The organism is Chryseobacterium culicis, from assembly GCF_900108365.1.
Lineage (GTDB): Bacteria > Bacteroidota > Bacteroidia > Flavobacteriales > Weeksellaceae > Chryseobacterium > Chryseobacterium culicis.
On record NZ_FNWQ01000001.1, the window covers coordinates 1,136,357 to 1,162,902 of the forward strand.

The 26,546-nt window shown below is 34.5% G+C and carries 23 protein-coding genes; 20 read left to right on the forward strand and 3 right to left on the reverse strand.

The features are described from left to right. Positions 1-719 precede the first annotated feature (719 nt). From BLW74_RS05060 to BLW74_RS05070, 3 genes are all read right to left on the reverse strand, one after another. Positions 720-1,046: a hypothetical protein gene (locus BLW74_RS05060; protein ID WP_089690339.1), complete on the reverse strand. Its 327-nt coding sequence runs from the start codon at positions 1,044-1,046 to the stop codon at positions 720-722. 518 nt (positions 1,047-1,564) lie between these two features. Then, positions 1,565-1,888 carry a transposase gene (locus BLW74_RS05065; protein WP_089690340.1) on the reverse strand — a complete coding sequence of 108 codons (324 nt, stop codon included), beginning with the start codon at positions 1,886-1,888 and terminating at the stop codon, positions 1,565-1,567. 13 nt (positions 1,889-1,901) lie between these two features. Further along, entirely contained in the window at positions 1,902-2,312 is a 411-nt protein-coding gene (locus tag BLW74_RS05070; RefSeq protein ID WP_089690341.1) for a transposase, read from the reverse strand. 1,115 nt (positions 2,313-3,427) lie between these two features. On the opposite strand from BLW74_RS05070, the gene BLW74_RS05075 reads away from it, so the two are divergent. From BLW74_RS05075 to BLW74_RS05170, 20 genes are all read left to right on the forward strand, one after another. Next, the gene (locus BLW74_RS05075; RefSeq protein ID WP_089690342.1) at positions 3,428-6,118 is read left to right on the forward strand and encodes a polysaccharide lyase family 8 super-sandwich domain-containing protein; all 2,691 of its coding nucleotides are present in this window, start codon (positions 3,428-3,430) and stop codon (positions 6,116-6,118) included. A 231-nt stretch (positions 6,119-6,349) separates the two neighbouring features. Further along, positions 6,350-8,146 carry an autotransporter outer membrane beta-barrel domain-containing protein gene (locus BLW74_RS05080; RefSeq protein WP_139265699.1) on the forward strand — a complete coding sequence of 599 codons (1,797 nt, stop codon included), beginning with the start codon at positions 6,350-6,352 and terminating at the stop codon, positions 8,144-8,146. A 2,729-nt stretch (positions 8,147-10,875) separates the two neighbouring features. Then, complete coding sequence (locus BLW74_RS05085; RefSeq protein ID WP_089690344.1) at positions 10,876-12,114, forward strand: hypothetical protein; 1,239 nt, start codon at positions 10,876-10,878, stop codon at positions 12,112-12,114. Positions 12,115-12,118: 4 nt separating this feature from the next. Next, positions 12,119-12,472: a plasmid mobilization relaxosome protein MobC gene (locus BLW74_RS05090; protein ID WP_089690345.1), complete on the forward strand. Its 354-nt coding sequence runs from the start codon at positions 12,119-12,121 to the stop codon at positions 12,470-12,472. Beyond that, the gene (locus tag BLW74_RS05095) at positions 12,469-13,917 is read left to right on the forward strand and encodes a relaxase/mobilization nuclease domain-containing protein (RefSeq protein WP_089690346.1); all 1,449 of its coding nucleotides are present in this window, start codon (positions 12,469-12,471) and stop codon (positions 13,915-13,917) included. Before BLW74_RS05090 ends, BLW74_RS05095 begins: the two co-directional genes overlap by 4 nt. Positions 13,918-13,968: 51 nt before the next feature. Beyond that, the gene (locus BLW74_RS05100) at positions 13,969-14,616 is read left to right on the forward strand and encodes a ParA family protein (RefSeq protein ID WP_089690687.1); all 648 of its coding nucleotides are present in this window, start codon (positions 13,969-13,971) and stop codon (positions 14,614-14,616) included. A 92-nt stretch (positions 14,617-14,708) separates the two neighbouring features. Further along, positions 14,709-15,131, forward strand: coding sequence for a hypothetical protein (locus tag BLW74_RS05105; RefSeq protein ID WP_139265700.1), 423 nt, complete (start codon positions 14,709-14,711; stop codon positions 15,129-15,131). Positions 15,132-15,245: 114 nt separating this feature from the next. Continuing rightward, the gene (locus BLW74_RS05110; RefSeq protein ID WP_089690348.1) at positions 15,246-15,566 is read left to right on the forward strand and encodes a DUF4134 domain-containing protein; all 321 of its coding nucleotides are present in this window, start codon (positions 15,246-15,248) and stop codon (positions 15,564-15,566) included. 1 nt (position 15,567) lies between these two features. Then, entirely contained in the window at positions 15,568-15,891 is a 324-nt protein-coding gene (locus BLW74_RS05115; RefSeq protein ID WP_089690349.1) for a DUF4133 domain-containing protein, read from the forward strand. Positions 15,892-15,899: 8 nt separating this feature from the next. Then, positions 15,900-18,950, forward strand: a complete 3,051-nt coding sequence (locus BLW74_RS05120; RefSeq protein ID WP_089690350.1) for a TraG family conjugative transposon ATPase — start codon at positions 15,900-15,902, stop codon at positions 18,948-18,950. Between the two features lie 85 nt (positions 18,951-19,035). Then, positions 19,036-19,692: a hypothetical protein gene (locus BLW74_RS05125; protein ID WP_089690351.1), complete on the forward strand. Its 657-nt coding sequence runs from the start codon at positions 19,036-19,038 to the stop codon at positions 19,690-19,692. An 11-nt stretch (positions 19,693-19,703) separates the two neighbouring features. Beyond that, positions 19,704-20,390, forward strand: coding sequence for a hypothetical protein (locus BLW74_RS05130; protein ID WP_089690352.1), 687 nt, complete (start codon positions 19,704-19,706; stop codon positions 20,388-20,390). 3 nt (positions 20,391-20,393) lie between these two features. After that, a complete protein-coding gene (locus tag BLW74_RS05135; protein WP_089690353.1) occupies positions 20,394-21,059 on the forward strand; it encodes a hypothetical protein in 666 nt (221 codons plus the stop codon). 4 nt (positions 21,060-21,063) lie between these two features. Continuing rightward, positions 21,064-21,894, forward strand: coding sequence for a hypothetical protein (locus BLW74_RS05140; RefSeq protein ID WP_089690689.1), 831 nt, complete (start codon positions 21,064-21,066; stop codon positions 21,892-21,894). Between the two features lie 2 nt (positions 21,895-21,896). After that, positions 21,897-23,144, forward strand: coding sequence for a TraJ family protein (locus tag BLW74_RS05145; RefSeq protein WP_089690354.1), 1,248 nt, complete (start codon positions 21,897-21,899; stop codon positions 23,142-23,144). A 45-nt stretch (positions 23,145-23,189) separates the two neighbouring features. Next, positions 23,190-23,804, forward strand: a complete 615-nt coding sequence (traK, locus tag BLW74_RS05150; protein ID WP_089690355.1) for a conjugative transposon protein TraK — start codon at positions 23,190-23,192, stop codon at positions 23,802-23,804. Between the two features lie 2 nt (positions 23,805-23,806). Further along, complete coding sequence (locus tag BLW74_RS05155) at positions 23,807-24,160, forward strand: hypothetical protein (protein WP_089690356.1); 354 nt, start codon at positions 23,807-23,809, stop codon at positions 24,158-24,160. After that, entirely contained in the window at positions 24,156-25,361 is a 1,206-nt protein-coding gene (gene traM / locus BLW74_RS05160) for a conjugative transposon protein TraM (RefSeq protein WP_089690691.1), read from the forward strand. Before BLW74_RS05155 ends, traM begins: the two co-directional genes overlap by 5 nt. Positions 25,362-25,365: 4 nt before the next feature. Further along, on the forward strand, positions 25,366-26,235 hold the full coding sequence (locus BLW74_RS05165; protein WP_089690693.1) for a DUF4138 domain-containing protein: 870 nt from the start codon (positions 25,366-25,368) through the stop codon (positions 26,233-26,235). 1 nt (position 26,236) lies between these two features. Further along, complete coding sequence (locus tag BLW74_RS05170) at positions 26,237-26,542, forward strand: hypothetical protein (protein WP_089690357.1); 306 nt, start codon at positions 26,237-26,239, stop codon at positions 26,540-26,542. Positions 26,543-26,546: the final 4 nt, after the last annotated feature.

Below are 26,546 nucleotides of genomic sequence, written 5' to 3' on the forward strand. Positions count from 1 at the left end.
GAAGTTGTTAGAATCTACTCTAATAAAAAGTAGAAAGTACAATATATTTTTTTAGGGGAAATTTTGGATACATTTTATTTTCCTATACAACATATTCAAACCGATTGGGTTATGGGATTTTTTAATTACTCCTTGCAATATGGGCTGCATGAACATTTTATCAAATACAGACCCATAAAGTCCAGATCCCCTCATCTAAATGTTAAAGAAGAAAGAGCCCCACAGACTGACAAATCCGAATTTTGATCGCTAGTCGATTTATCTGATCCATATCTTTAATTAAATGCTTTAGCTACCCAATGCAAGAGTTTTACAATAAAGCAAAGACCAGACTCTTTTTTGAATAGAAAAACGCCTTGGGAAAAGTAGCAGTCTTTGGAATATTTTATCCTTATTCAGCCTGATGCTACTGCCAGATTTTGGAACTCAAATGAAGAAATATTGCCCAGGAATTATACGTATTTAAGTTACATAGGAAAAAAATATTAATTAAGTCTCAAAGCCCAAAACCAGTAGGCTCTGCTGGCGAGCAACCAAGCAGCAATAGGCTTTTAGCTATACGGAAAGCGAGACCCAAAGGCCTCCTCTTTATATTTTCGGTATCTTTGCCTAAGAAAATCCTCTCCTAATTTGTAGCGGATATATTTTTGTACCAAACTTTAACTGACTACAATCTACTTTGTTAAATATTAGATTAAAAGAATATAGAATGATGTTGCTTATAATCTCTTTTTTATCTTTCTTTTTTTTCTCACTATAAAGTGAGATACAATTTGATGTTTATCAAAATATATTTGAAATTGCAATTTCTTACTTCCTGCTCTGTTCATATCAATTTCATAGACCCAAGTACCATTAGAATAGATTAAAGGATCATTTCCTAAAATTTCTAGAATTTGATCTTGGCTTTTTCCAATAGGAATATTGTTTTTGAATATGTATTTTAGATATTGCTTTTTTTTTCTCTGGTTAATTCCAGATTTACTGTTGAAAGTTTTATGAATGTTATCAAAAAGAATAAGTATCTTACAAAAAAGTTTTTTCATAAATTTATTACTAAATTTTTTAATACAGACTCATTTAAATAATCCAAACTATTTAGGTTGAATGCGCCTAATGTAATTACTATTAAAAATTTATAAAAAAAAAAGCCTTTTAAGCTGTTGTTTGATTTGTATAAGTACGCTTATTTCTATCCATATTATTATTGTCAATTAGTATGTTTTATAAATATGATTTAGTTATTTTCCATTTTTAGCATTAATATACAGATCTGACTTTGCCAACTGGATTTGTACTAATAATTAAGTCAATTTCACATTTTCATCTCCTACAAAAAAATTGATGGTAGTAAGATAGCGTTATTTAATAATCTTCAGTTTGTCCAAATCCTATCCGGGGATTTTGTACTGCTGCGCAATCACAAATAAAGATGACAATAAATGTCTAAAGTGGTTTTTCTTCCATATTTTATTATTATTAAAGTTATATCATATTAAATAAAGTAATAATCGTGTTTAATCAATCTTTCATGCCATTATGAAAAATTATTATTTAGGACTCTTTAAATTGAATCATAAAATATTTTTTTCCACTTTGCAACCGAATTTCTGCTTAAGTGAAAATGGCTAGCCAAATGGCTATTACTAATCTTATGTTTTTTTTGATATTGTAAAATTTCAAGAATGTCTGATTCAGAATATGAATGATGCTTACGATTTTTTTGCTGCGATGCATAATCCTGAGTTCCGAATATCATATTATTTATTTTTATTATATCCAGTGCAGACCATTTTTTCTTTTTGCTGACGAATTCGTATTTTTTCATTTTATCTTGATATTTATTTCTTATTATATCTGAATAAATTAATCCGTAGTCTGGCTTCATAATTATACTTTAGTTATTTATATTTATCAAGCCACTTATACAATGTCGTCTTTGGAATTCTGTACAGCTCTATTACATCAGTCTTACTCATTGCTCCAGAATTAATTTGTTCAATAATATAATTTATTATTTCTCGTGTATATATATTCTTTCGGAATCTAGGAAGTTTAGTTTTTATATTTTTAACCTCAGAAGAGGGCGGAGCATATAAAATTAAATGCTGACAATAGATTCTGAAAAAATCATATTCTAATAGTTTACTCCATTTTAAAAGAAGTTCTGTATCCAAACTTTTAGCTTTATACATTTTACTAATAGCCTCTTCTTTACAATGAAGAAAATTAGAGATACGAGATATTTCTATCTCTCTCTCCTTAACCTTTATCTCAATCATTTTTCCTATTTGAATATTTTTAAAATTCATATTTTTTATAATGTATATTTTATCTCTTTGTTTGAAATTATAATTATATATTACAATACATTCAATTTGAATAATGTCAAATTATAATTCAAACTTAAAAATAATTTCAGATAATAACGTATTAATAGATGCACTATTGGGGTACTTTACAACTAGAATTAATACTATATCGTAAAAAAAATTAGTAATCATAAAATCTGGTATCAGCATTCTGGTACAATTAAAATTAAAAAGCTACAGTTATTCATCTTTTTTATGCTTAGGATTGTAGATGCCTTTACGATATAAAAATTTTTGTAAATAATTTTTACTTTATATTTTCGATAAAGTATAGTCGGTTACATTAGTTTCTTATAAATATGAAAACTTGAATTTATTTTTAGGTTGTCATCTCATATGATATTTTAAAATTTAGAATTTAGAATTTTTAATTTTATACTTATGATAATAAAAAATATGTTCATGTTTTTAGTGATTAAGTATATGCTTTGCACATATTTTATAACGAATCTGATAATTACTACGGGGATAAAAAATTAATTATTATTTATACAGAACGATACTTTAATAATATATTAATACGTCAATTTAAAAGTGTGTTTTATTAATTATTAAAACAGTACTATATAGGTACTTGTTTTTTTTATTCTTTTTTTATTTTATTTGTAATATTGAACTCAATTAATTATGTCAATAAAGTGTAATGGAAGGAATCTTTACTTATTTATGTAAATAGTATTAATGATAAACAAGTATTAATGTACTTTCATGCTTTTCAGAATGGTGATTTTACATATCGTGCAAAAGATGTTGGTTTTAATAGTTTGAAAGGATAGCCTTAAAGTGGTGTATCTTAGATGAATGCTAAGAAATGCTGATAATTTTGCAAGGCTTTATAATAATAAAATTAATAATCCTCTATGTTTTTATAATCTGGATTTTGAATAATTTCATAATTGATTCTTTACTATTGCTAAATTTCTAACTTACCTATTATCTTCATAGACAAAAAATGCTTGTTAGACTTGAATAATATTAGTGAAAAATTAATTCACTGCAACTCAATCATAGTATTTCATTTAATATGTAATTACACAATATCAAATCACTTTAACATGAGTCATAAAATTAGTGTTCTATTTATTGGATTTTGTTTTACTTGTAATTTTCTTTTTGGTCAAAACTGTTCAGCAAGCTTTTTGCCTGATTTATCCTTACTTCCTAGTACATCTTCTATTCAATTTGAGATCAGTCAGATTTACAATAACGCGAAAAATGGTGTGTTATCAAATAATACACCTTCAGCTGGCGAGCTAAGTGCTGCCGTAGTAAATTATAATAATTTGAATATCATTGTAAATGGAAACAGCATTACGGGAAATCCGATAACAAGTTATGAAATGGTTTACTTTATGGAAGCATTTTCTAAGCGCCTAAAATCTAATCCAAACGATTTATCCATAAGAGAAAAAGTAAAAAATACCCTCTGGTGGGTATATATGAACGCATGCAACGGTACCTTACCCTCAGATAATGCAGGGTATATGTTTAGGAGATTCGGATTGTACACTGCATTTTGTTTAGAATACTTGGAAAGTATTGATAAAGAAAGGTTTTTATATATAATTGAAAAAAACTCTTCAAACTGGAATGTATTTTGGAAGCCACACTTAACAGATGGAGAATTCGATAGCGATTTTATTTTTAATAATTTAGATACTCTAGTTGCAACTGTAAATGCCTTTCCAACTACAGATGAACAGTATAGATATTTTTTAACATTGAAAAGATATATTAAAAGATTTGTTTCTGAGTATACAGATGGCACTCGTGATGGACTAAAACCTGATGGAAGCGGTTATCATCATTGGAATAATTATCCTGCTTATATGTATGCTTATAACACCGTTATTAGGGTCCTTAAATATTTAAATAATACTAGTTTTCAGATTAATGTTTCTTCTTATAAGATATTCAGGGATGCTATCCTTCAGAAACAATTAATAGCAAATGATCAAGATATTGTTCCTTTACCTCTAACTGGTAGATCCGCGAAATGGGATCAAAACACATTAGATAGTTATTTGTTAAAAGATATAGCTAACATCGGAGGTAAAATTTTAGGTTTATCAACCGCAGACCCTATCCTTGCTGGAATATATAATAGGAAATATGGTGTCGACGTCTCCTTTAATTATTCGGATATTACACCTTTCGAAACTGGATTCTACCAGGTTAATCATCATAATGCAGCCATTTTTAGAACAAATAACTGTGTAGTCGTTAATAAAGGTTTCAATAATCAGCTTTGGGGTTCGGAGATTTATCTTTATAATCCTTCTACTGCAAATAACCCCTCAAATCGTTATGGAAGATATCAAAGTTACGGTGCTATGTATATAGTATATCCAGGTAATGAAACTTCTAATGGTTTTGATAATACTAAATGGGATTGGAATTACAATCCGGGAGCTACTACAAAAGTACTTCCATGGAGTAAATTAATAGCCGCATGGAATAGAATAGATGAATATTCAAATAAAAGATTTGCAGGATCATTAGCATTTGGATTAAAGAATAACGGAATATTAAACAAGGTTTTAGGAACATATGGAGTATTTGCTATGGACTTTCAGGAAAAAATAAACTTAGGTTTTGGCGGGGTAACTGCTACTGATACTCATGATCCAACTTTTACGTTTAAAAAATCTGCATTTTTTTTTGACGATATCATAGTCTGCCTAGCTTCAAATATTAATAATTCTGATAATAATCATACAACAGTAACAACTCTTTACCAAAATGTAACGACACCAGCAGATATTACCGTGAATAATGATACCTACTCTGTTACTGAAAACACAACTAGCTACTCTATGAATAATGATAATTGGATATTAGATAATTTTGGTACAGGTTTTTATATTACAGCAGGAAGTGGAAGCTTAAAAATCCAAAGAAAGAATCAACAGACGCCTTCTCAGTATCAGCTAGACCCATCAATTTTAAACCCGCCGGCTCAAGCCGCAATTGGTTATATAGATCATGGAACAGCTCCACTAAATAAAGGATATGAATACGTAGTTGTTCCAAATACCACATTAAACAATATGCAGGCTTTATCAAGTTCTTTTAACAGTCCAGTTACTAAACCGTACGAAATAATTAATAAAACAGAAAGCTCTCACATTATAAGACATAAAGCAACAGGAATTTATGGCTATGCACTTTTTGAGGCTAGTAATTCAATTCCGGGGAATACTAATATAACGTCTATCGATTACCCTTGTTTAGTTATGTATCAGTCGAATAATACCAATACTGAAATGAAATTGAGTGTTTCCAATCCCGATTTAGGTCTGCCTGGACGAAGAAGCATCATACCGTTTACTTTTAAAACTATACGCATCTCTCTTAAAGGGAATTGGATGCTAGCAGAGCCTAACATAGATATTACATTTATATCTTTTGACGGGACGAATAGTATTTTTGACTTCAAAACCTATCAGGGACTGCCGATTGAAGCAAAATTTAAACACAACGATCAAACCTTATCTGCTAGAGAATATGATATAGCCAAAAAGACATTATACATATATCCAAATCCTGTCAATGAAGTTTTACAGGTTAAAAGGTTAAAATCATCTTTTACAAAATGGAAAATTATTGATTTAAATGGTATTGAAGTTTTAAAAGGAACTAACATGGGTACTCAATTTCATATTCCAGTGAAAAATTTGTCTCCTGGAGCTTTTATTTTTTCTATTTATCCAGAAAGAGAAATTATAAAATTTATTAAAAAATAAATATTATAAATATCAGGAATGCGTCAGAATTAGCTGCTTATTGAGTTTTAATTCTATATTATGCATAAAATACCATGTTTTCGATTTAAAAAACCAAAAACAGTTACTGAAAACTATAAACGAGTTTAAAATACTTATTCATTTTGATCTGAGCAGAAATGTAGTTACAAACGTAGTAAAAAGTATTATTTGTTATTTAAGCTAAAAGATATTAATTAAAACCTTCTAACTATGAACCTAAAAAGATTTATTTTAACGATAATATTAATGTGTAGTATTGGCTGCTTAAAGTCTCAAGTTGGTATTAACACAGCCAAACCCAATCCAAAAGCTGGTCTCCATGTATCTGAAAGATCAGATCCAGCAAGCACAAATTTACCGGATAAATATAATGGAGTCATTATACAACGCTATACTATGGTAGAAAGAGATGCTAATTTTAGCCCTACAGCTACTGAAGATGGTTTGTTAATTTATAATACTACAGAGAAATGTTATAATTACTGGAATTCCCAAGAAGCAACTTGGAAAAGTATTTGCGGTGATTTAGGTAAGGCTACCCTTAGCTGTACTAGTACATTAGTTAGTGGTGCATATGTACAAGGTAAACCACTTACAAATTCTAATTTTATATCTATTACTTTAAATGTAACTAAAGCAGGTAGCTACAATATTACAGGTATTACAAATAATGGATATAATTTTTCGGCTTCCGGGAATTTTTTGGCAATAGGAACCTATACTATCGTAGTTATTGGTCAGGGCAAACCTATAGCTGCGCAATCCGATAATGTAACATTGACGATAAATGGTGCGATATCTTCAACCTGCGTGCCTGCCGTTACAGTATTTTCATCTTCAGGGACTTATGGATTGTCTTGTGGTGCGGCAATAGTAAACGGAGTCTATAGTAGAAATATTCCTCTTACAGTTAATAATACCATTACATTACCTGTAACAGTAACTTCTTTGGGAAGCTGGAGCATCAATACTAATACAGTAGATGGAATATCATTTAGCGGGTCAGGTACATTTGCTTCAACGGGTAATCAGAATCTAACACTAAATGGATCAGGAATTCCGACTTCCACAGCAGATAAAATAATTACCATTACAGCAAATAGTGCAGATGGTACAAGTACATGCAGTGTGACAGTTTGTATTACAATACCAGGTAAAAAGATAATAGGTATTGGAATTTTTGGTGGCACTTATGGTTATCATTTGGAATCAAGCGGATCAAGTGCCATGTATAATTCGTCAGCAAACTTTGGAACATTGGCAACAAGTACTGTAAAATATAATAAAGCAACGGCAATCTATACAAATTATACTGAAGATCCTACAGATGCTAATTTTAATGCATACTTAGCTACGAAGCCTGACATTGTAATTATAGGTTATTACATGAACTGGAGTATCAGTAAAGCTAATGCTATGGTAAACTATTTAAATAATAAAGGTACTTGTATTATGATGCAACAAGACCCAGCTAATGCTTCTCTTCTTTTTCAGGCACTTTATGGAGATAATACCATATCATTTAGTGCTCCGTTTGGAGGCGGAAGTATCTATCAGTTATCTTCTGTAAATGACCCTATTTTAAATGGTCCTTTCGGTGATGCTAGAGGTAAATTATGGGGAGAAGATGCTGGTGGAGGCTCTTATTTAACGAATATACCAGCAGGAAGTATAACGAATTATTCTGCTGCGAACCCAATTACATCAACAAATACTTTTGTTGGTGTATCTGCTTTCAGAGATAACACACACAATTTTATTTTCTTTGGTGACGGAGGCTTTATTTCGAATCCTAATAATACCACAGGTCCTGCTGGAAATGGGAGTCAAGTGATATGTCCTTTTGCAATTGATAGTAATGGAAAGCCGATCGCCCGTACAGGATATGGTAATGGTGGTAATGGTACAGTAGCTGGTGCATATACTGTTTACAATTCTATTGTATTTGCCAATGCATTAGCGTGGGCAATCAAGCAAGCTGAATTTAACGGTATCAATACTAAGTAATTACGTTTTTGAGATTCATCAAAATTTCAAAAACGTAATTATCTCTACTATGTCACAAATTATACGTCAACTTTATATTTGAAAGTAACAATCAACGTATAGATGACATACTTATTTTAGTTACAAGAACTAGAAGATGGTAGCTTTCCGCAAACATCTAAAGACGGATTAAAAAAAACATCTATTTTATAAATATCATTTCAGAAATTATAATTTTTCTATAGGAACTGAACACATGATGCTTTACTTTATCGGTATTTTACGGCCTGAAGCTTTGGAGAGGTTTATTGAGGCCTTGCTGGACAATCAACACCTCAGCTTTTCCAATTTATCACTACCTATCTAATCCTTCTGCAATAGTTACAAAGGTAAAATCAACAGGTACGCTTGTGATTTCATTGTTGTTTCAAGCCTTTAGATGAGGAACTCCAAGCTCATGCAAGATCTCAAGGCTTTACCAAAATTCCGAGGTTATAGCTAAGTTAACAATCCCGGTAGAATATGTATTTAAAATAAAATCAAATCTTATGTATCTAATGTAGATAAATATTAAGATAAAGAGCACGACTGCTAAGGTACTTGCAGATACATTCTTTATATTTGTAGCGACAAAGGTAAATGCCAATGCGGAAAGAAATATTTCAATAAGATGTTCTCCGTATTAACAAGCTGTTGATTGCTAGGACTTGTACATAGACATTGATGTTTAAACCTTAGATGTTTTAGATCTAACTGTTACAAGCTCCGTATTATATAACAACAACGTGACTTGTTTATCCTTCCAGGAATCTATAGATTCAGTTTGACAATTACCACACTTACTTGTGTAAGCTCATCTTACTAAGATGTAATTTTAACCAGTGTCTTTTCTGAGCTTGTTTAGATCTGAAAATATATTTCATTTGAATTAATTCCAAATTCTAAAGCTTTGTGAATCTTTTCATCTTCTCCGCAGCCAGTATTTCAATTGATCTTTTTTAATACTTTAATTGATTAAAATCTTTTTGATTTTCCATAACTAAATCCAGATTAACTAAAGCACTATAATGTTAAAACGCGTAATGCAATACAATAATAATGAAGCAATAAGCGATGATTTCGATTTCATAACTATTGTAAAATATCTATTTTAAACTAGAAACTAAATCACTTATAATTTTCATTAGTTGATATAAAAATATAAAAATGGAGGCTTTGAATGTTCTCTATAAAGTCTAATAGAGATTTACTTATTATAATTATCATGCATAAAATTTTGTTCTGGGTTTTATAAGACTATCAAGGTGATCAATCTACTTGTATACTTTAGTTCTTCCGGGATTAGATGTATCAAGCATTATATTTTTGCATTTTTGTTCAAACCTAACTAATTCCAAATCTATGTTTTGTATTTCAAATTTATTCGTACCAATATCAATAAATGGATTTATTTCAAGGCATAATTTTAGTGATGAAGGTTTGACGTTTATCTTAGCTAATCCGGCACAAAATTCATTTCTATTTTTTAGCTTTTTAGACCGTTGATGAGACAGATATTCATCTTCTATGCAATATTTCCAACGAAATTCTATTTGATTGGTAACATCCTTTAATGCAAAACTTTGCTTTGTGAAAAATTAGCATACTTAAAATCTTGAGCATTATTATCAAATGTTTCAAAATTTATTACCATTTTAGTTTACTATTACAGACAGATTGATATTAAATTTAGATTACTGTTTTAATTTCTGAGAGTTCAAAGTTTTGATATATCATCATGAAATTTTTATTCTTTCTTGTAAATTTCGATCTTCTTCATAACATTTTTTTCCATTGAGAGAATTTTAGAGCTTATTTGCAAAGATTTATATATTCTTTAGTTGTGGGAGTTGTAAACCTTTCATACTACGATAAATCTGTTTACAGAATTTTCTTTACTGTTTGACAAAAGTTAAGAATACAAAACTTAAAAGCAAATTTTACAAAGATTATAATATGTAAACTATTGAAAATGAATAGAAATCGTTTTCGTTTTGGATCTAAAGTCCTTGAATAGGGTGTAATTGCTCATTGAGAATATACTATAATAATATGTATTTCATACTAACCTTTAAAAAGTATTTCTGTGCTCGAACTCCGTAGCCCCATAAAAAATAGTATAGCATTGATACATTGATAATACAAAGGTGGTAACTATCGTGTTAACAAATAAATTTTTAACTTCTGACCTGAAAAAAAAAATAGCAAAAGGTACAGTAGTGGAGCTGTAAAGAATACCAAAGGCTCAAATAATAATCCCTGTAACAAATATTGCAGGGCTTTGCTGCTAACTTATAAAAAATAATGCGGCTTTTATTTTATACTTTTAAAATCAGTTTTACAATTTTGTATATTGATAATCAAAAAGTTATTAAAGTTGCGAAAACTGCGCAAATCATTTTTTAGAACTTTCAAAAATTCAGTCGTTTTTTTAAGCAAGATGTGTCTTTGTACCCACAATTTTTTTCAAAAATTTTGAGTACAAAAACTCTCTTGCTTTTTTTCAAAAAGGATGAAAAACTGCGGAACTTGTTTTTCTTTTTAAATGTGTATGTCTAAGAATCCAAATCAGTACAATTTATTCTTTTTTAATCTATTATTCTTCCAAACTAATCCAAAGTAGTCTTATCTAATCCAGCGGCTTATAATACTATTGTTTTCATGGTTTTGATGCGTCAATTTTGTACCAGAAACTAAACACGAAGAACAGAATGAAAACAATAATTTATTTATTTCTGCCATTTATTGGATTCTCAGTTCAGGGAGAGGTCGGTATCAATACTTTAACACCGCAAGCCACCTTTGATGTCATGAAAAATAATGTTGATATAACAAAACCTGACGGGATCATTGCCCCTCGTTTAAAAGGGTCCGAGGTAAAAAGTAAAGATTCACTCTATAACACTGCTCAGAAAGGAACAATTGTTTATGTAACAGAAGGGCTTGATATAGGAAATACGACACTGAAAACTGCTAATGTGACTCGTGTGGGGTATTATTATTTCGATGGAGAAGTATGGCAGCCCTTTGAGCGTGACACTTTAGAAACTGTTGTAAAAAGAGGAAACTATTCCCCAAAGTATATCACTTTTTCAGGGAGCGCACCATCCCCCACCAGAGAGGGCGCATTAGGTATGAATGAACAGACCAGCTCGATGTATTTTGGTAATATGAACCATAATCATACCGGTAGCTATAATCTTTCTTATGGCGTTGGAGCATTACAAAATTTGACGGCGGGTTTAGGTAACATTGCTGTCGGCGCTTACAGTTTGAACGGATTGACTTCAGGGCAGTTCAATACTTTTTTAGGTCACACTTCCGGTTATAACGACGATATTCCGGACAAGCTTATTACCGGAAATGTAAACGTTGCTGTTGGTAATGCATCATTAAGTAATATTACCACCGGTTATAAAAATATAGCCATTGGCCAGTCGGCATTACGCGATCTGAATACCGGCAGCTACAATACTATTATAGGACAGTCTTCAGGACAATCTATAACCAGTGAAAACAAAAATGTAATGCTTGGTGTACAAACAGGGGTGTACGTAAAAGGTGAAAATAACATTTTTATCGGTACGGGAGCCGGACACAGCAACACTGTTAACGGCGTTGAAACTGTTAACAACAGATTGGTTATTCACAGCAATGTAAATCTTGTGCCCTCATCTAGTATTGGAACTGAAAATAATGTTGATTACAGCGCTTCCTGGACTAATGGTCTCATTATCGGGGATTTTGCTCTTAGGTGGTTAAAAATTAACGGAAGTTTTATAATTAATCCTTCCTATACTACATCCGACTCCACGTATACTAAAGATGTTATCGAAAAACCAGACGGAACTTTAGGATTTACAGATAGAGTATCCGTTCCCATTCCTCCTGCTACCGGAACTTATAATTTACAAAGTGTTGACGGACAGCTAAAATGGATAGTTCCATAATTCCATGGAGGGTAAAACAGCTGTAATAAAATTCAGGATCGACAGCAGTAGGAAAAAAGACTGGAAGACCTTTTGTAAAACAAAGCACATATCTCTGACAGGTTTAATTATTAATTCGGTGGAAAACAGACTCATGGATCATGAGAGGAAAAAAGTACTGGGCTTCATTGAAAGACAAGACAACATCTTTGTAAAAATAGAAACCAATATCAACCAGATTGCCAAAATAGTGAACGGGCAAAAGTTTATTTCACAGCATGAATTAGAGAAGTTTTCTGTGCAGCTTGCTGAAATGATAAAGCTTAAGACCCAGCAGAATGAGATATTTCTCAAAATTTACTCAATGCTCGGAAAATGATTATTAAGTTGATGAAGCCCGCAGGACCTAATTTTCCGGGGGTCAACTATAACGAAAAAAAAATAGATAAGGGAAAAGGTGAGCTGATGCTGATGAAAAACTTTCCGTCGTTCATTAACGAATCGAGTGGAAAGGAAGAAGTGAAATCTTACCTGGCTTCAGTTTCCAAAAACGAAAAAGTTAGAAAGCCACAATTTCATGCCGCTTTATCCACAAAATTCAGGGAACACTCCAAAGAAGAGATGACAAAAGTAGCTGAAAAATTTATGGATGAGATGGGTTACGGATCACAACCTTTTATTGTTGTTTTTCATAGCGATACAGAGAACAATCATGTTCATATCGTATCAACAAGAGTTGATAAATCAACCGGGAAAAAGATAAACGACAGTTATGAAAAACTGAAATCACAAGCTGCATTATCCAAAGTGTTGGAAAAGATCTACGGATTTAGTAATGGGGAGAATCTTAATAAACTCCTGAATTACCGGATCAGCTCCTTACAGCAGTTGGAGATCTTACTAAAAAGAAACGGTTTTAGTTTGGCTCAGAACAAACGGGACGAAACCAAGCTGAATATTCTCAAAAACGGAGTCCTGGAAAAAACGATCTCCGGAAATCAAATTGTTTTTGATAACAGAAAAAATGAAAGCAGAACAAAACAAATCAAAGCCATTCTATCGAAATACAAGGAGCTTTATTCGTGCCATGTTTTCAAGGTCGAAGACCATCGAAAAAATGAAGCAATGCTTGCGGATGAAAAACATGATAAATACCTTGAGCCGAAAATAGAATTTGAAAGTGAGCTTCAGAAAAAACTGAAGGACATTTTTGGAATTGATCTCATATTTCATCATAAGGATGGGCAAGCGCCCTTTGGGTATTCTCTGATTGATAATAAGGAACAGAAAATGTACAAGGGAAGTGAGATCATGAAAATGAAAGAAGTATTTGAATTCACTTCTGAAAAAATTGACAAAAGGCTTTTTGAACGGTTGAAGGATTTCAATATCCGGGATCAGAAAACTAAGGGTGTGCTTTTGGATTTTTTGAAAGCAAGATATCCGGAGAATGGGCTAAAGGAGTTTATGCTATTTGAGAATAGAAAACTTAAAAGCAAAGAAATATTTGATGCTGCCAGAACTCATGTGAAAGAGTACCTCAAATCGCAAAACAATGCTGATGTCAGTATTGTAAGATCTGATGATGGGAAATATTATGCTATTCATTCCAGGCTCCATTATATTGGGGAACTTGAAAAACTGATTGGTATAAAGGAGGTACAAAATTTTGTAAGTCCATCTGCTGCTAATGCTATTCAAAAAGATGAAGGTTTGGTAAAAATATTTGATGAATTCTTATTTGATATGATGCATTCTTCTGCTGCTTCAAAGGATCCCGCAGAAGAAGAACTTAAAAAAAAGAAAAAACGGAAAAGCCGATAGGCTCATGTACAGGTTAATATAAAAAAAATGAAAAAAAGAATAGAAAAAACGATGATCATCACATTCGGTACACAAAAAGGGGGAGTAGGAAAGACCACTCTCGCTATAGCTTTTGCCAATTACATTTCAGGGGTGTCGAAAAGGAAGATCAGGGTTTTTGATTTTGATTACCAAAAGTCTTTTTACAAAAAGTGGAAAGAAGATGAATTATCGGATTTGCCGAAGCTCTATGAGGTGGAAATTGCCGGAGAACAAGGTCAGCTTTTTTCAGATTTTGAACATCTGATTGATCTAAAGCAAAGTAATGATATCCATATTTTTGATTTGGCCGGAACACTCGATGAAAAGTACAGTGACCTTCTAATTTACAGTGATCTAATCATTATTCCATTCGAATACTCAAATGTCTCTGTAAAATCTACACTGGTTTTCAAAAATATTCTGGGAATGCTTGAAAGTGAGGCAGAGCGGGTGTTTATCCGGTCCAGATATGATAAAGGATATGGCTATCTCAATCAGAGGGAAATGGATGCAGAGATTTCAAAGTATGGAATGCTGGTTGAGAGTCCTGTATTCAAAAGAAACAGCCTGCAGACTATTGATACCAGGCAATTGACCTACTATCAGAAAGACGCGGTTCAGAAGCCTTTCAATGAAATTATAGAATATATTAAAACAGCACTAAAAATCACTCTGTGAGTTAGAAATGATACAAAAGATTAAGTAGTGCTTACCAGCCATAACAGTTTAAAAAAACGTAAAAAATGATAAAATTTTCACTCCTGCTTCTATTGGCTTACGTACTTTATTATGCAGGAAATTTTATATATGACCTCTTTCTAAAGAAAGACCCTGCCCGGCAGGATGAGCCAGAGGTTTATTCACTCTCAGATATTTCTGATATCAATCTAGAGCCGTTATCGGTGAACATTGAAGATGTTGAAAGCCTCATTATGCCGAAGTCTTTCAGTAAAAACGAAGTGATACCGCAGCATTCTCCGGAGAACGAAGAGAGGTTCAGCCTGGATGAATTAAGAAAGCGTTTCGAATCCGAACTGGACCTTGACGATTACGGTAAAAAAGAACCTGAAAATATAGAAGGATCTGCAAAAAGTAATCACAAGGGATGGGATGATATTCTTCAACTATCGGAAACAATGGTTCAGATGGTTGCCAACATTGAGGGCCACAAGGTGTATCATTCCATGGTGTAAGCATTATAAAACTTTATAAATAATCACATAATCCTTTCCAAAAATAGATATGACATATCTTTTACAAGGTCTGAATACAAAGACCTCATTTTAACTATAAATATTTAATTTTTTATGAACAACAAATTTCAACGCCGTGAGGCAGGGAAAAAACTATTGACGCTTTGTATGATTCTTCTTGCTGTCACTCCGGTTTTTGCTCAGGGAGGAGCAACCGCCATTTCAAATGCTGCAAATGACATTAAGGAATACTGGGACCCCATTAAACTTATATTGAAGGCCGTTGGCGGTCTGGTCGGCTTTATTGGAGGTCTAAGAGTCTATAATAAATGGACCAATGGTGACCAGGATGTCAACAAAGAAATCCTTGGCTACGGAGGAGCGATGATCTTTTTGATTGTAGTACCTGAATTCGTAACTGCATTCTTTGCCTAATATGGGATTTTATCTCTACAAGGGGCTGAAAAAGCCCCTTGTATTCTTTGGGCTTAAGGGCAAATATATTTTTTATGCAGTAGGCGTAATAGGAGGCGGTGTTATTGCAGCGCTGATATTATCCAAATTCGGATTGCTCGGCTCTTTACTGGGGCTTGTTGTCACAGGAGCAGGAGTTTACCTGATTTTTAAAAGGCAGGATAAACATGGCCTCTATGACAAAACTAAGAATTTCGATGAGATATTCATCTTTCCCAAAAAACTTAGCAATAACAGACTTTTGAAACATTTCGAATCCGAAAATTCCCACTTGTCCAATAAATAATACACTCAATGAAAACAAAAAAACAGGCATTCCATATACCTTTTATAGGATATGATTATGGAAAAAATTCCGGTTGGGATTTTGATGTCCTTTTCGGGCAATTCGGTAATCCTATTATTGGTATACGAATCAAAAACAGTGTTGAGCAATATTCTGCAGATCCGGATAACTACCTGGATTTTCATACGGTTTTAAACCAGGTGGTCTCTATTATTGGTGAAGGAAGAGTTGTTCAGAAACTCGATATTTTCACAAAAAAAAGGTATTCAGCTGAAAAATCAAGTCAATTTTTGCAGAAGAAGTATTCTGACCATTTTGATGGTAGACTTTTTAAGACAATTGAAACAGTACTAATTTTTACTGATATCATTGATGACAAACTTAAAAAGAAAAACAAACATTACGGGTATTCTGAAAAGAGCTATAAAGAACTTCGCGACAAATGTCAAAAAGTTTTTATGCTCCTCAGTCAGAGCGATTGTGAACCCCAATTTCTATTGGAGAAAGATTTTGAATATTATATATCAGGGGTTTTGTCGATGCAGTTTTCTGATCTGCCTTCCTTTAACAATATTAAAAGCACACATGAATATTTACAGATAGGTACCCGTTTCGTTAAGAATATTTCTTATGTGGATGTAGAAAATATTGATCTTCCATCTGAAATAGAGCCTTATTCCCTCTTAGGAGGAAATGGTGCGGCTGCTGAAACAGCGGTGGATAACTTTACCTTCATCAATGAATTAGAAGATTATGAAACCCTTGTTTATAATCAGGTGATCAGTATTCCACCACAGGCACAACAGCAAAGAGAGCTTGATAAGAAAAAGAAAAAGCATGAGGGGGCTGCCAATAATTCGCCTTCCAACGCTATTATAGCTGAAGAAATTCAGAGTCTGCTCAATAATATTGCCATTGATGGGCAGTTTGTGGTGAATGCGCATTTTTCAATTCTGTTTTCGGCGCATACACAGGAAAAAATGGAGAATATACAGTCTATGATTGAAAATAAGCTTTTTACCAAAGGAATTATAGTTTCTAGGAATGCTTACAATCAGCTGGAGCTTTTTCGGTCAGCAATACCCGGTAACGGTACGGAGCTCAGGGACTACGATTTATTTATGACAACAAGCGAAGCCGCCTTGTGTTTTTTTTTTAAAGAAAGTTACCCATTGAGCGAAGAGTCCAACTTCTACCTAAGGTTTACAGACCGGCAAGGGGTCCCTATAAAAGTAGACCCTGCAGATTTACCAATGAAAACAGGAAGAATCAATAACAGAAATAAATTCGTTCTAGGGCCGTCAGGTTCAGGAAAGTCGTTCCTGATGAACAATATCGTTGAGCAGTACCTCACCTATAACTACGACGTTGTTATTGTCGACACCGGAGATTCTTATTCAGGAACCTGCCAATATAAAGGCGGAAGGTATATCCAATATACGGAAGAAAAACCTATTACGATGAATCCTTTCCTGATGGATAAAAAAGAGTTCAATATTGAAAAAATAGAATTTTTAACCAATTTGATATTTCTTATCTGGCAAGGTCCTGATGCTTCGATGTCTTCTGCGCAAAAGTCCATACTGGATAATGTACTGATGTCTTACTATCATCAGTATTTCAATTCAGGAACCGAATGGTATGAAGATAAAGATTCTGAAGAGCTGATCCTGTATCTTGGTAAATATAATATCCATATAGAAGATATTGTTGTTGGGCTTGATAATGGTTCAGAAGCACAGCATAACTATTATGATATTTTGGGAATTGCATTTAATGCTAAACCGGAAGAAATTAAGGAAGCCTTCCGAAATCTTGCTATTGAGTATCATCCGGATAAAAACGTTAATAACCCCAATTACGACAGCGAAAAGTTTTACAAAATCTATGAAGCTTATGAAACTCTGAATAACGAAGAGAGGAGGAGAGTTTATGATGAGTCCCAGCTGCTGTTAATTAAAGCGAATGAAATTTCAAGACAGCCCAAAACTGCAGAACCTTGGAATGAATCGATAAGAAAAGCCATTATCAAAAAAATTAGGGAGCTGGAAGAAAAGCTGGCAGTGAATGAACTTTCCTTTAATGGCTTCTATGATTATTGCGAGAAGTTCCTTCCATTGTACCTGAATAATAAGAAATACAAGATCAGAGAAATGGAGTTTAACCTCAGGACATTCCTTTTTGTATTAAGAGATTTTTACAAAGGCGGAAGGTACGGAACTACCCTAAACGAAAGTGCTGACAATACACTTTTTGACGAACCGTTTATCGTTTTTGAAATTGATAACGTAAAAGATAATCCAAAGCTTTTTCCTATTGTGACTTTGATCATCATGGATACGTTCATTCAGAAGATGCGACTGAGAAAGGACCGCAGGAAAGCCCTGATTATTGAAGAAGCCTGGAAAGCGATTGCCAGTAAACTGATGGGAGGATATATTTTATACTTATATAAAACTGTCAGAAAGTTCTGGGGTGAAGCGGTGGTAGTGACGCAAGAGCTGGATGACATCATTGGGAATGCTGTGGTGAAGGACAGTATTATCAACAATTCGGACACCTTTATTTTGCTTGATCAAACTAAGTTCAAAGATAATTTTGATAAGATTGCTTCGCTGCTTTCCCTCAATAAGGTGGAACAGAATAAAATCTTCACAATCAATAATCTTAACAATAAATATGGAAGAAGCCGTTTCAAGGAATTCTATCTAAAGCGGGGCCCCAGGGGAGAGGTCTATGGAAATGAAGTTTCTCTGGAACAGTACTTAACCTATACCACTGAAAAGCCGGAAAAATCTGCTCTTGAATACTATGTAAAAGAGTATGGAGACTTTGATAAGGCCCTGGAAATTTTTACAGCTCAGGTAAAAAGTTTTGAAGATGATATGGGAAGCATGGTCTCCCTGATTAACCTTTATCAAAAACCTTTAGACCGACTGGCTTTTGAATTTTACCATGAATTTAAATACAGGCACAGAGGGCAAAACATCATCAAAAATCTTCAGGCCGAGCTTGAAACAAGCAACCAATCTTTAGCACAGTATATACAGACTGCATAAGTTGGAAACCCATCGTGAGAGCTGGTAGCAGTTGTTACAGTCGAAAAAGACAAAATATAGATAAATTGATATAATTAAAGGTATTATGAAAACGCTAAGCATATTTATTTTACTCGGTTCAGGAGGTTTACTGTACGCTCAGAATACCTATATTGATCCTACTGTAACGGCAGCAATGATCCTGTATTCTGAAAACCTGAAAGCCAAGCAGAACGAAGTTATCGATGAAACTTCCAAGTTGAAGGATGCCCAAACCTGGGTGGGAACACAGGTGGTGGCGGCCAACGATATTCAGAACAAAATATTAAAAGGTTTGAAAGAAGTTTCAGGCACTTTACAAAATGGTATTCAGGTACAGCAGATTTATTCTGAACTGAATAAGTGCTACAATTATTCTTCACAGGTGGGCCAGTTGGCCTCTGCGCATCCGCAGTATGCCATTTTCGGGGTGAAAGCTTCCCAAAAGACCTATGAACAAAGCCTGAAAATCGTTACCGATATTTCAGATATTCTTGCGTCCGGAGAGCTCAATCTTGCTACTGCCGGAGACCGTTACAAAATTCTTCACAACATCTCGGGGAATGTGAAAAACCTCAAGCTTTGGCTTTTGGCGATTAAGTTGAGATTAGAGAAAGCCAATCGTTTAGGTTTCTGGAATTCCATAAATCCATTTGCGGGCTATATTAACACAGACAAAGGGATTGTAGAAAATATTATGAACAGGTACAGGAAGAATTTTTAAATCTGATGTTTATGAAAAAGAAGATTCTTTTGGGCTTATTTTTTTCTGCGATATACGTTGTCATCATCTCTTCCGGTGGTAGCTCAACCCCTGCATGGCAAAAGGAAAATGTCTCTTTTCCCATGATGGACATCCAAATCAATGCTGCGATGAAAGAGTACGACAGGCAAAAGGAAATGAGACAGAAACAAACGGCGAATGCTACTGTAGAGACTGCAAATCAATCACAGTGGAAAAATTTTAAAGAGAAGGTCACCAAGATCCAGGACAGGCTGAGAATTGTCTCATTTGCCATTCAGTCCATACCTACAGGAATTGCGATGAGCAGGGAGGTAACCAAGATAAAGAATAATCAAACTGCCATTATAAATGAGATTGGTTCAGCACCGTATTCCATTATAGCAGTATTACCTTCCCAGATAAAGTTTGTAGATGATCTGCAGATGGTGATACGGCTTATAACGGGAATTATCCTGTCTTATGGAGCCATTAACCAGATGGAAAAATCTGAACGTAAAATTTTATTGGATTATGCTTTGGGCGAAGTCAAAACATTAAGCAGAAATTCAACTTTTATGCTCTTAAAAATAAGGGATATCAAAGCGAAGGTTTTAAGAAACAAAAGAGCATTTCAATACTATGTTAACAGAGATCGGCAGGTTGTGAAAAATATCATGAACGACATTAAATCTTTTTAAAAAATGAAGCAGTTATTTTTTGGAGCTATCTTACTTTTTGGCGCTATTTCAGTAAACAGCCAGCAAATCGTTATCAATGATCAGTTATTAATCCAGCTTACAAAAGACCATGGCGTGAGACTGGCAAGTGAACAGACATTTTTGGATTCTTATGAAAAGCAGAAAAAACTTTATGATGAGATCAGTAATAATACCACAAAGATTATTGCGATTCAGGAGTATATTTACCAGCAGTTGAAAAATGTTAACTCAGCACTCACCCAAAGTAAAAAACTGATTTACCTGTATCAGTATTTTGGTAAGATTGTGAGCAATTCCGGTAAAATGCTGAGTCTATCCGCCGTACATCCGGAGTATGCGGTTTTGGTTTCAAAATATTACGTTGAAATTGGTAAGCAGGTTACTAAGCTTCAGCAGGAAATCTCACAGGATATTTTAAAAGAAGACAAGGACTTTTTGATGGATTCGATGGACAGGGAAATGCTCATTGAAAAGGTATTTACGCGTGTGAGAAATATTCACGGAAACATCCTGTACATCATTTTACGGTTGGAGAATGCCAGAAAAATACCCTATCTGTACCAAATACCTGTGCTCAAAAATTACATCAATATCGATAAAGCCATTGTAGGTGATATTATTCAGAAATACAAATATCTATTCAATTAAAATCATGAAACACATACAAAGAAAAACAGGTTTATTTCCACTCCTGCTTATAGCAGCCTCTTTATCCGGGCAGGTGAGTGTAAAAAGACTGAACGACCCTTCCATAGTAGCCCAGCATAAAAGGATGACTTTTGAAAGATGGGGAGACTGGCGACCTTACCCTAAGTACTTTCTTGGCATTCAGACCAATTTTGCGTATGCAACAGTCTGGGGATTATGGGCTCCGAAAATCAACAGGGACTATAAAGATGGCGATGATATAAGGCCCTTGAAACCTACAGGATTGCAGAATCAGCGATTTGCCCAATTGAAATTTCAGGAAGAGGAAGCGAAAAAAATTAAAGCTGCTTCGGACACCATTTATAAGCGAAGTGTACAGGATTTTGCACATTGGACATCTGCCACAGCAGATGCCGATCCGCTTTGGTTATTGTATTACAAGCGAATGCTGAAACCTATTACCGAATTTCCAGATACTCCGCAGAATTTTACCGATTGGAGGCTGAAAGACCAAAACACATATGAAGCTCTAAGTACTACAGGAACCTTAAAAAGACTTCAGGAAGAGCTGGACATGATCAAGGAAAAATACTCAATGTCCCGATCTATGGATATGCCTAGAGGGAAAAGGTTTATCATGTACCACGAAACGCTGATCAGGTGGCGGAAATTTGTTGAGGAATTAAGAAAATACAACAATAAGACAAACCTTCTTCTGGATTATAAAAATATTCTGAAGAATCATTTGTCCACCTCTTTACCACCTAGCTGGAGCCCAGCATCTGATAAACAAATTGTACATCGTACGATGCAGCAATACAAAAACAAATACTAAATATGAAAAATAAACTTACAGTTTTTTGCAGCCTGTTGGCTATACTGCTGCCTATTATGGGGTTTGCCCAGACAGACGGTGATTACAGCAATCTGCTTCAGTTTTTAAAAGGCGATGGAGCCTTTGAGAAATGGTTCATGGAGGTTTTTACCAAACTGGACAACAGTGTACAGGACAGTGCTGCCGGCTCGGCACTTGTGGGGAGAGCAATAGGAGGCATGGGAGCTCTAATGTACCTGGGTTACATGGGCTGGCAGATGGCTGCCGGAGACCGTGAATGGGAAATTACCCCCATGCTAAAACCTGTTCTGATCGGGTTTACACTCGTGTACTGGACCGGATTTGTTAATCTTATCCAGTCTCCTTTTGAAGCGATTGCTGAACCTGGTATAGCTATTTTCAGTGAGATCGAGTCTGAGGTCAATGATTTAAGAATTCAACGGTTTAAAAAGCAGCAACAGTTACTAGATGCAGTCATTAAATTGAAAGCTGAAGAAGATGCTAAACAGGACGTGATCGATAATACGGGGAAAGATGCGGATGACTCATGGTTTGATATCAGCGAAGGACTGGACAAGCTTATCCAGCCTATCAAAGAGTGGCAGATCAGAATGCAGTTCGATCTGCAGAAGCTGGTAGCTGAGCTCATTGAATTTGTCTGTCTTTCCATACTCAGGGTATGTGTGTACCTTGTTTTCTTTATCCAGAAGATTTGGTCTTATATTCTTATTATTTTAGGGCCTATCGCAGTAGGAACGGCGCTGATTCCCGGATTTGAAAACTCGCTGTACAGCTGGGTATCTAAGTTTATCAACATCAACCTGTATACTTTTGTCGCCTATACGATTATCAATATCGGCCAGCAATTAATTGCTTCGGGCTACGAGATGGAAATTGAAAGATACGACACCCTCTTAAGTAACGGAACCATTACCAATTTAGATGCACTTCTGGTATATGTGAGTAATTCAGGAATGATATACAACCAGCTTTTTACCTGCGTTGCGTATATCGTGACGGGAATCGGTGTTTTGATGACTCCCACTATTGCTGATACCATTGTAACGGCAGGAGGTGCGGGAGCGATGACCAAAATGAAAAGTGCTGCCGGAAAAATGGCAAGCAGTGCAAAAACAGCTGTGCTTGCTGTTAAAACAGGAGGTGCTTCAGTAGGGGCAGCGGCCGCAAAATCCGCAGCCGCGGGTTCAGCATCCGGCAGGGTGCAGGATGCTATGAAAAACGGAAAATAAACCCGATATGAATAATCCAATACTATCAACCAACAAAAAATAAATATGCTTATTAAAAATATCGAACAAAGGATTAAAGTCAATAAAGTTGTTTCATTGTCAACAATTGCTTTTGCGGTGTTTATCGTTATCTGTGGTTTTTTCTTTGCTTATAAAATGATTGAAGATTCCCGTAAATCCATTTACATTCTCGATAACGGGGTGCCTGTCCTTGCCAAACAAACCGATGTTCTTTTAAATCGTCCGGTTGAATACAAAGCTCAGATTGAACTTTTCCACAGGCTGTTTTTTACCCTGGCGCCAGACGATTCCTATATTAAGGATAATATTCAGAAGTCGCTCTATCTTATTGATGACAGCGGGAAAAAAGAATATACCAACCTGAGGGAAAAAGGTTTTTACAACCAGATCATCGCCTCGAGCTCCATGGTGAGTATTCATACCGATTCGATTAAGATCGATATGGAACTAAAGAAATTTGCTTTTTTCGGCAAACAGATGATTACCCGAAAATCATCGGTCATTACCCGAAAACTTAATACCTCAGGTTTTTTTGAAGATATCATCCGCAGTCCCAACAATCCCCATGGTGTGCTTCTTAAAAACTGGCGAATTATTGATAACGAAGAAATTTCAACCCAAAACAAAAACTCATATTAATAATGATTGCTTTAATTCAACAAACCGGACAAAGATGGTGGAACTGGGCTGTTAAGAATCCCCAACAGTTTTTTACGTATTCAATGATTTTTTTATCGGTTTCATTTATCGGGTCTATGATACAGGGAATTTTCTTTCCACCTGAAATGGCATTTAAAATTAAGCCTCCGGTTCTATATTCTAAGAGCCACTTTTCCCAAGGTACTGCAGGTAACAGAGAAAAGGAAATGGAAAGAATAGTCGCTGAGCTCAAAACTTTAAAAATAAAAAGAGACCGCCATGATTTACAAAAAGAAGACAGCCTGAGAATTGAATATTTGTTTAACCAATTTCAACAATTAAAAAATGGACATTAAAAAAATAGATTTCAAACAAAAAAAATACGTCATGCCTCTTTTAGCATTACCTTTTTTGCTGCTCTTCACTTATGTAGGGACTCAGTTTGTAAAAGATGATAAGGTAGAAGAAAAACCCAAAGAACTTTCTCTTTCACTGGGTGAATCGCAGGATTCGATTATGACTAAAAGTGATGCTTATGATGCCTTTTTCAAAAAAGAGGATAACAGAACCATGCTTGAGGGCCTCAATAAAGAAGAAGACAGCTTATTGCATTACGGAGATCAGCTGTCACTGGCCGAGAAAAGAAAAATTGATTCATTGAAAGCAGTAGGAGGAAGACAAAACAGGTACACAGGAAAAGGAAATCCGTCATCATATTATAATCCCAATGAGCAAAACGAGAACAGGGACTATAAAAGGTCTTCTGACATTATCAGGATGCTGAATGATAAATCCTATGGCAGGCCTGAAAGCCACTATTCAGATGAGTCTCCCAGATTCGCTGCTCCAAACACACAGCAGGATCCTGTAAAATATCTGAAGCAGCAAATGCTGGTGATGGATTCTTTAGAAAAATCCAGAGATCCTGAGTATCAAAGCAAGCTGGCAACAGAAGAGCAGCTCAAAGCTAACAAAGTAAAGCTGGATGAGTTTCTCCATTCCACTTTTAATGTCAGTAAATCCGGTATTAACAGTGATTTCAATGCTTTTTACAAGGAGAGTGAAAATAGCTTTATCAAGGCTGTGATCGATGAAAATAATAAGGGACTGCTGGGAAGCAGAATCCGGTTCCGTCTGCTGGAAAACATCTTTGTAGGGGGACGAAAACTCGATAAAGGATCAGTATTGTATGGTCAGATTTCGGGCTTTTCAATGCAGAGGGTTAATCTTAGCATTGTTTCGGTATATACCAAAGGTGAAATTTTTCCTGTCAATCTCTCTATTTACGATCTTGACGGAATGAAAGGTTTATATGTTCCCCAAAGTGTATTCAGGGATATGTTAAGTGAAATGGGAAGTAATTCCGTGCAGGGCACCCAGATGGATATGGGCGGTCAGGGCTTTTTCACCAGCATCGGCTCCAAACTGTTTACCTCTACGTCAAAATCGATTGCCAACCTGATTAAAACCAACAAAGCCAAACTAAAGTACAATTCCTATGTACTGCTGGTTGACGAAAAACAATTAAAAAATGTACAAAATCAACAGAAAAAATAAAAAGATGAAAGTAATTGTATTCACCCTGCTGTTATTGACAGCCCAATTTATAACGGCACAAACTGCTGCTAAAGAACAGATCATTTCCGAGTTACCTGAATTGGAGATCACGGAAGGGATTAATCTGCATATTATTTCACCAGAACCTATCCTGTACGTGGATTTATCTACTCAAAAGCTGACCGGAGATTTACCTGCCGGTAATATTGCCAGGGTCAAAATTACTGACTTTTCGGATAAAGATCTAAAAGAAAAAGAGAGAGCCCCTGGTGTTTTTTTGAGTGGAGATCAGATTGGAGTTATAACCGTTGTCGGACAATCATTTATTGCGCAATATAAGGCAATTTATAGAGATCGGGATAATCTCAATACCATAACCAATATTCATATACAACCTGAGGAAATGCAACCCATAGAGTTTGATAAAACCGCATTCTCCAATCTTGAGCTGAGAAAATTTGCTATGAATATCATTCAAAAAAATACAGAAAAAAAGCCAATCCGAGAAGAGCGAAGCCTGGGACTTAGCGTTCAGCTCAATAATGTATATGTTATCAGTGATTATATATTTTTAGATATGACTTTTAAGAATAAATCAAATCTTAGCTATGATATTGAAGCGCTTAAGTTTTCTGTAGAAGATAAGAAAATCCATAAGTCTACCAATAATCAAAGCATTGAAATGGCATCGATATTCCAACTGAATTCCCAGAAGCACTTCAGGAAGAATTTCAGAAATATTTATGTATTTAAAAAATTCACCTATCCCAATTCTAAAGTAATGATGATCCGGCTTATTGAAGAGCAGCTCTCAGGGAGGACCATTGAAATGAAAATCAATTATTCTGACATTCTTAAAGCAGATACTTTTTAATATGGATTATACAATAAAGTTATCAAAAACCCGCGCTGAAGAATTGAGGCATGAAGCTATCCTCTTTGGAATGGAGGATATTGGACATTACGTTTTGGAGAAACTGAAAGCAGGGATAAGGCGGGAAGAAAGTAAACCCATTAGAAATTTAATAGGGAAGAGAACATTATCAGCATACCAAAAAAATATTCTTAGGGATTTTGGACATGAATATTTTGAAAACTTATCCAACGCAAAAATATTTTATAAGAATGTGAAACATTTTATAGTGAGGCTCAGATTGAAATTGAAGAAAATTAGTTTTTAGGAGT

Bases quoted from the DNA above. Each gene is read 5' to 3' on its own strand.
- BLW74_RS05135 (WP_089690353.1), top strand. From the start codon at position 20,394: ATGAAGCAGTTATTTTTTGGAGCTATCTTACTTTTTGGCGCTATTTCA.
- BLW74_RS05095 (WP_089690346.1), top strand. From the start codon at position 12,469: ATGATTATTAAGTTGATGAAGCCCGCAGGACCTAATTTTCCGGGGGTC.
- traK (WP_089690355.1), top strand. From the start codon at position 23,190: ATGCTTATTAAAAATATCGAACAAAGGATTAAAGTCAATAAAGTTGTT.
- BLW74_RS05070 (WP_089690341.1), bottom strand. From the start codon at position 2,312: ATGAATTTTAAAAATATTCAAATAGGAAAAATGATTGAGATAAAGGTT.
- BLW74_RS05100 (WP_089690687.1), top strand. From the start codon at position 13,969: ATGATCATCACATTCGGTACACAAAAAGGGGGAGTAGGAAAGACCACT.
- BLW74_RS05075 (WP_089690342.1), top strand. From the start codon at position 3,428: ATGAGTCATAAAATTAGTGTTCTATTTATTGGATTTTGTTTTACTTGT.
- BLW74_RS05165 (WP_089690693.1), top strand. From the start codon at position 25,366: ATGAAAGTAATTGTATTCACCCTGCTGTTATTGACAGCCCAATTTATA.
- BLW74_RS05060 (WP_089690339.1), bottom strand. From the start codon at position 1,046: ATGAAAAAACTTTTTTGTAAGATACTTATTCTTTTTGATAACATTCAT.
- BLW74_RS05140 (WP_089690689.1), top strand. From the start codon at position 21,064: ATGAAACACATACAAAGAAAAACAGGTTTATTTCCACTCCTGCTTATA.
- BLW74_RS05085 (WP_089690344.1), top strand. From the start codon at position 10,876: ATGAAAACAATAATTTATTTATTTCTGCCATTTATTGGATTCTCAGTT.
- BLW74_RS05120 (WP_089690350.1), top strand. From the start codon at position 15,900: ATGAAAACAAAAAAACAGGCATTCCATATACCTTTTATAGGATATGAT.
- BLW74_RS05115 (WP_089690349.1), top strand. From the start codon at position 15,568: ATGGGATTTTATCTCTACAAGGGGCTGAAAAAGCCCCTTGTATTCTTT.
- BLW74_RS05130 (WP_089690352.1), top strand. From the start codon at position 19,704: ATGAAAAAGAAGATTCTTTTGGGCTTATTTTTTTCTGCGATATACGTT.
- BLW74_RS05145 (WP_089690354.1), top strand. From the start codon at position 21,897: ATGAAAAATAAACTTACAGTTTTTTGCAGCCTGTTGGCTATACTGCTG.
- BLW74_RS05155 (WP_089690356.1), top strand. From the start codon at position 23,807: ATGATTGCTTTAATTCAACAAACCGGACAAAGATGGTGGAACTGGGCT.
- BLW74_RS05110 (WP_089690348.1), top strand. From the start codon at position 15,246: ATGAACAACAAATTTCAACGCCGTGAGGCAGGGAAAAAACTATTGACG.
- BLW74_RS05090 (WP_089690345.1), top strand. From the start codon at position 12,119: ATGGAGGGTAAAACAGCTGTAATAAAATTCAGGATCGACAGCAGTAGG.
- BLW74_RS05170 (WP_089690357.1), top strand. From the start codon at position 26,237: ATGGATTATACAATAAAGTTATCAAAAACCCGCGCTGAAGAATTGAGG.
- BLW74_RS05125 (WP_089690351.1), top strand. From the start codon at position 19,036: ATGAAAACGCTAAGCATATTTATTTTACTCGGTTCAGGAGGTTTACTG.
- BLW74_RS05065 (WP_089690340.1), bottom strand. From the start codon at position 1,888: ATGAAGCCAGACTACGGATTAATTTATTCAGATATAATAAGAAATAAA.
- BLW74_RS05080 (WP_139265699.1), top strand. From the start codon at position 6,350: ATGAACCTAAAAAGATTTATTTTAACGATAATATTAATGTGTAGTATT.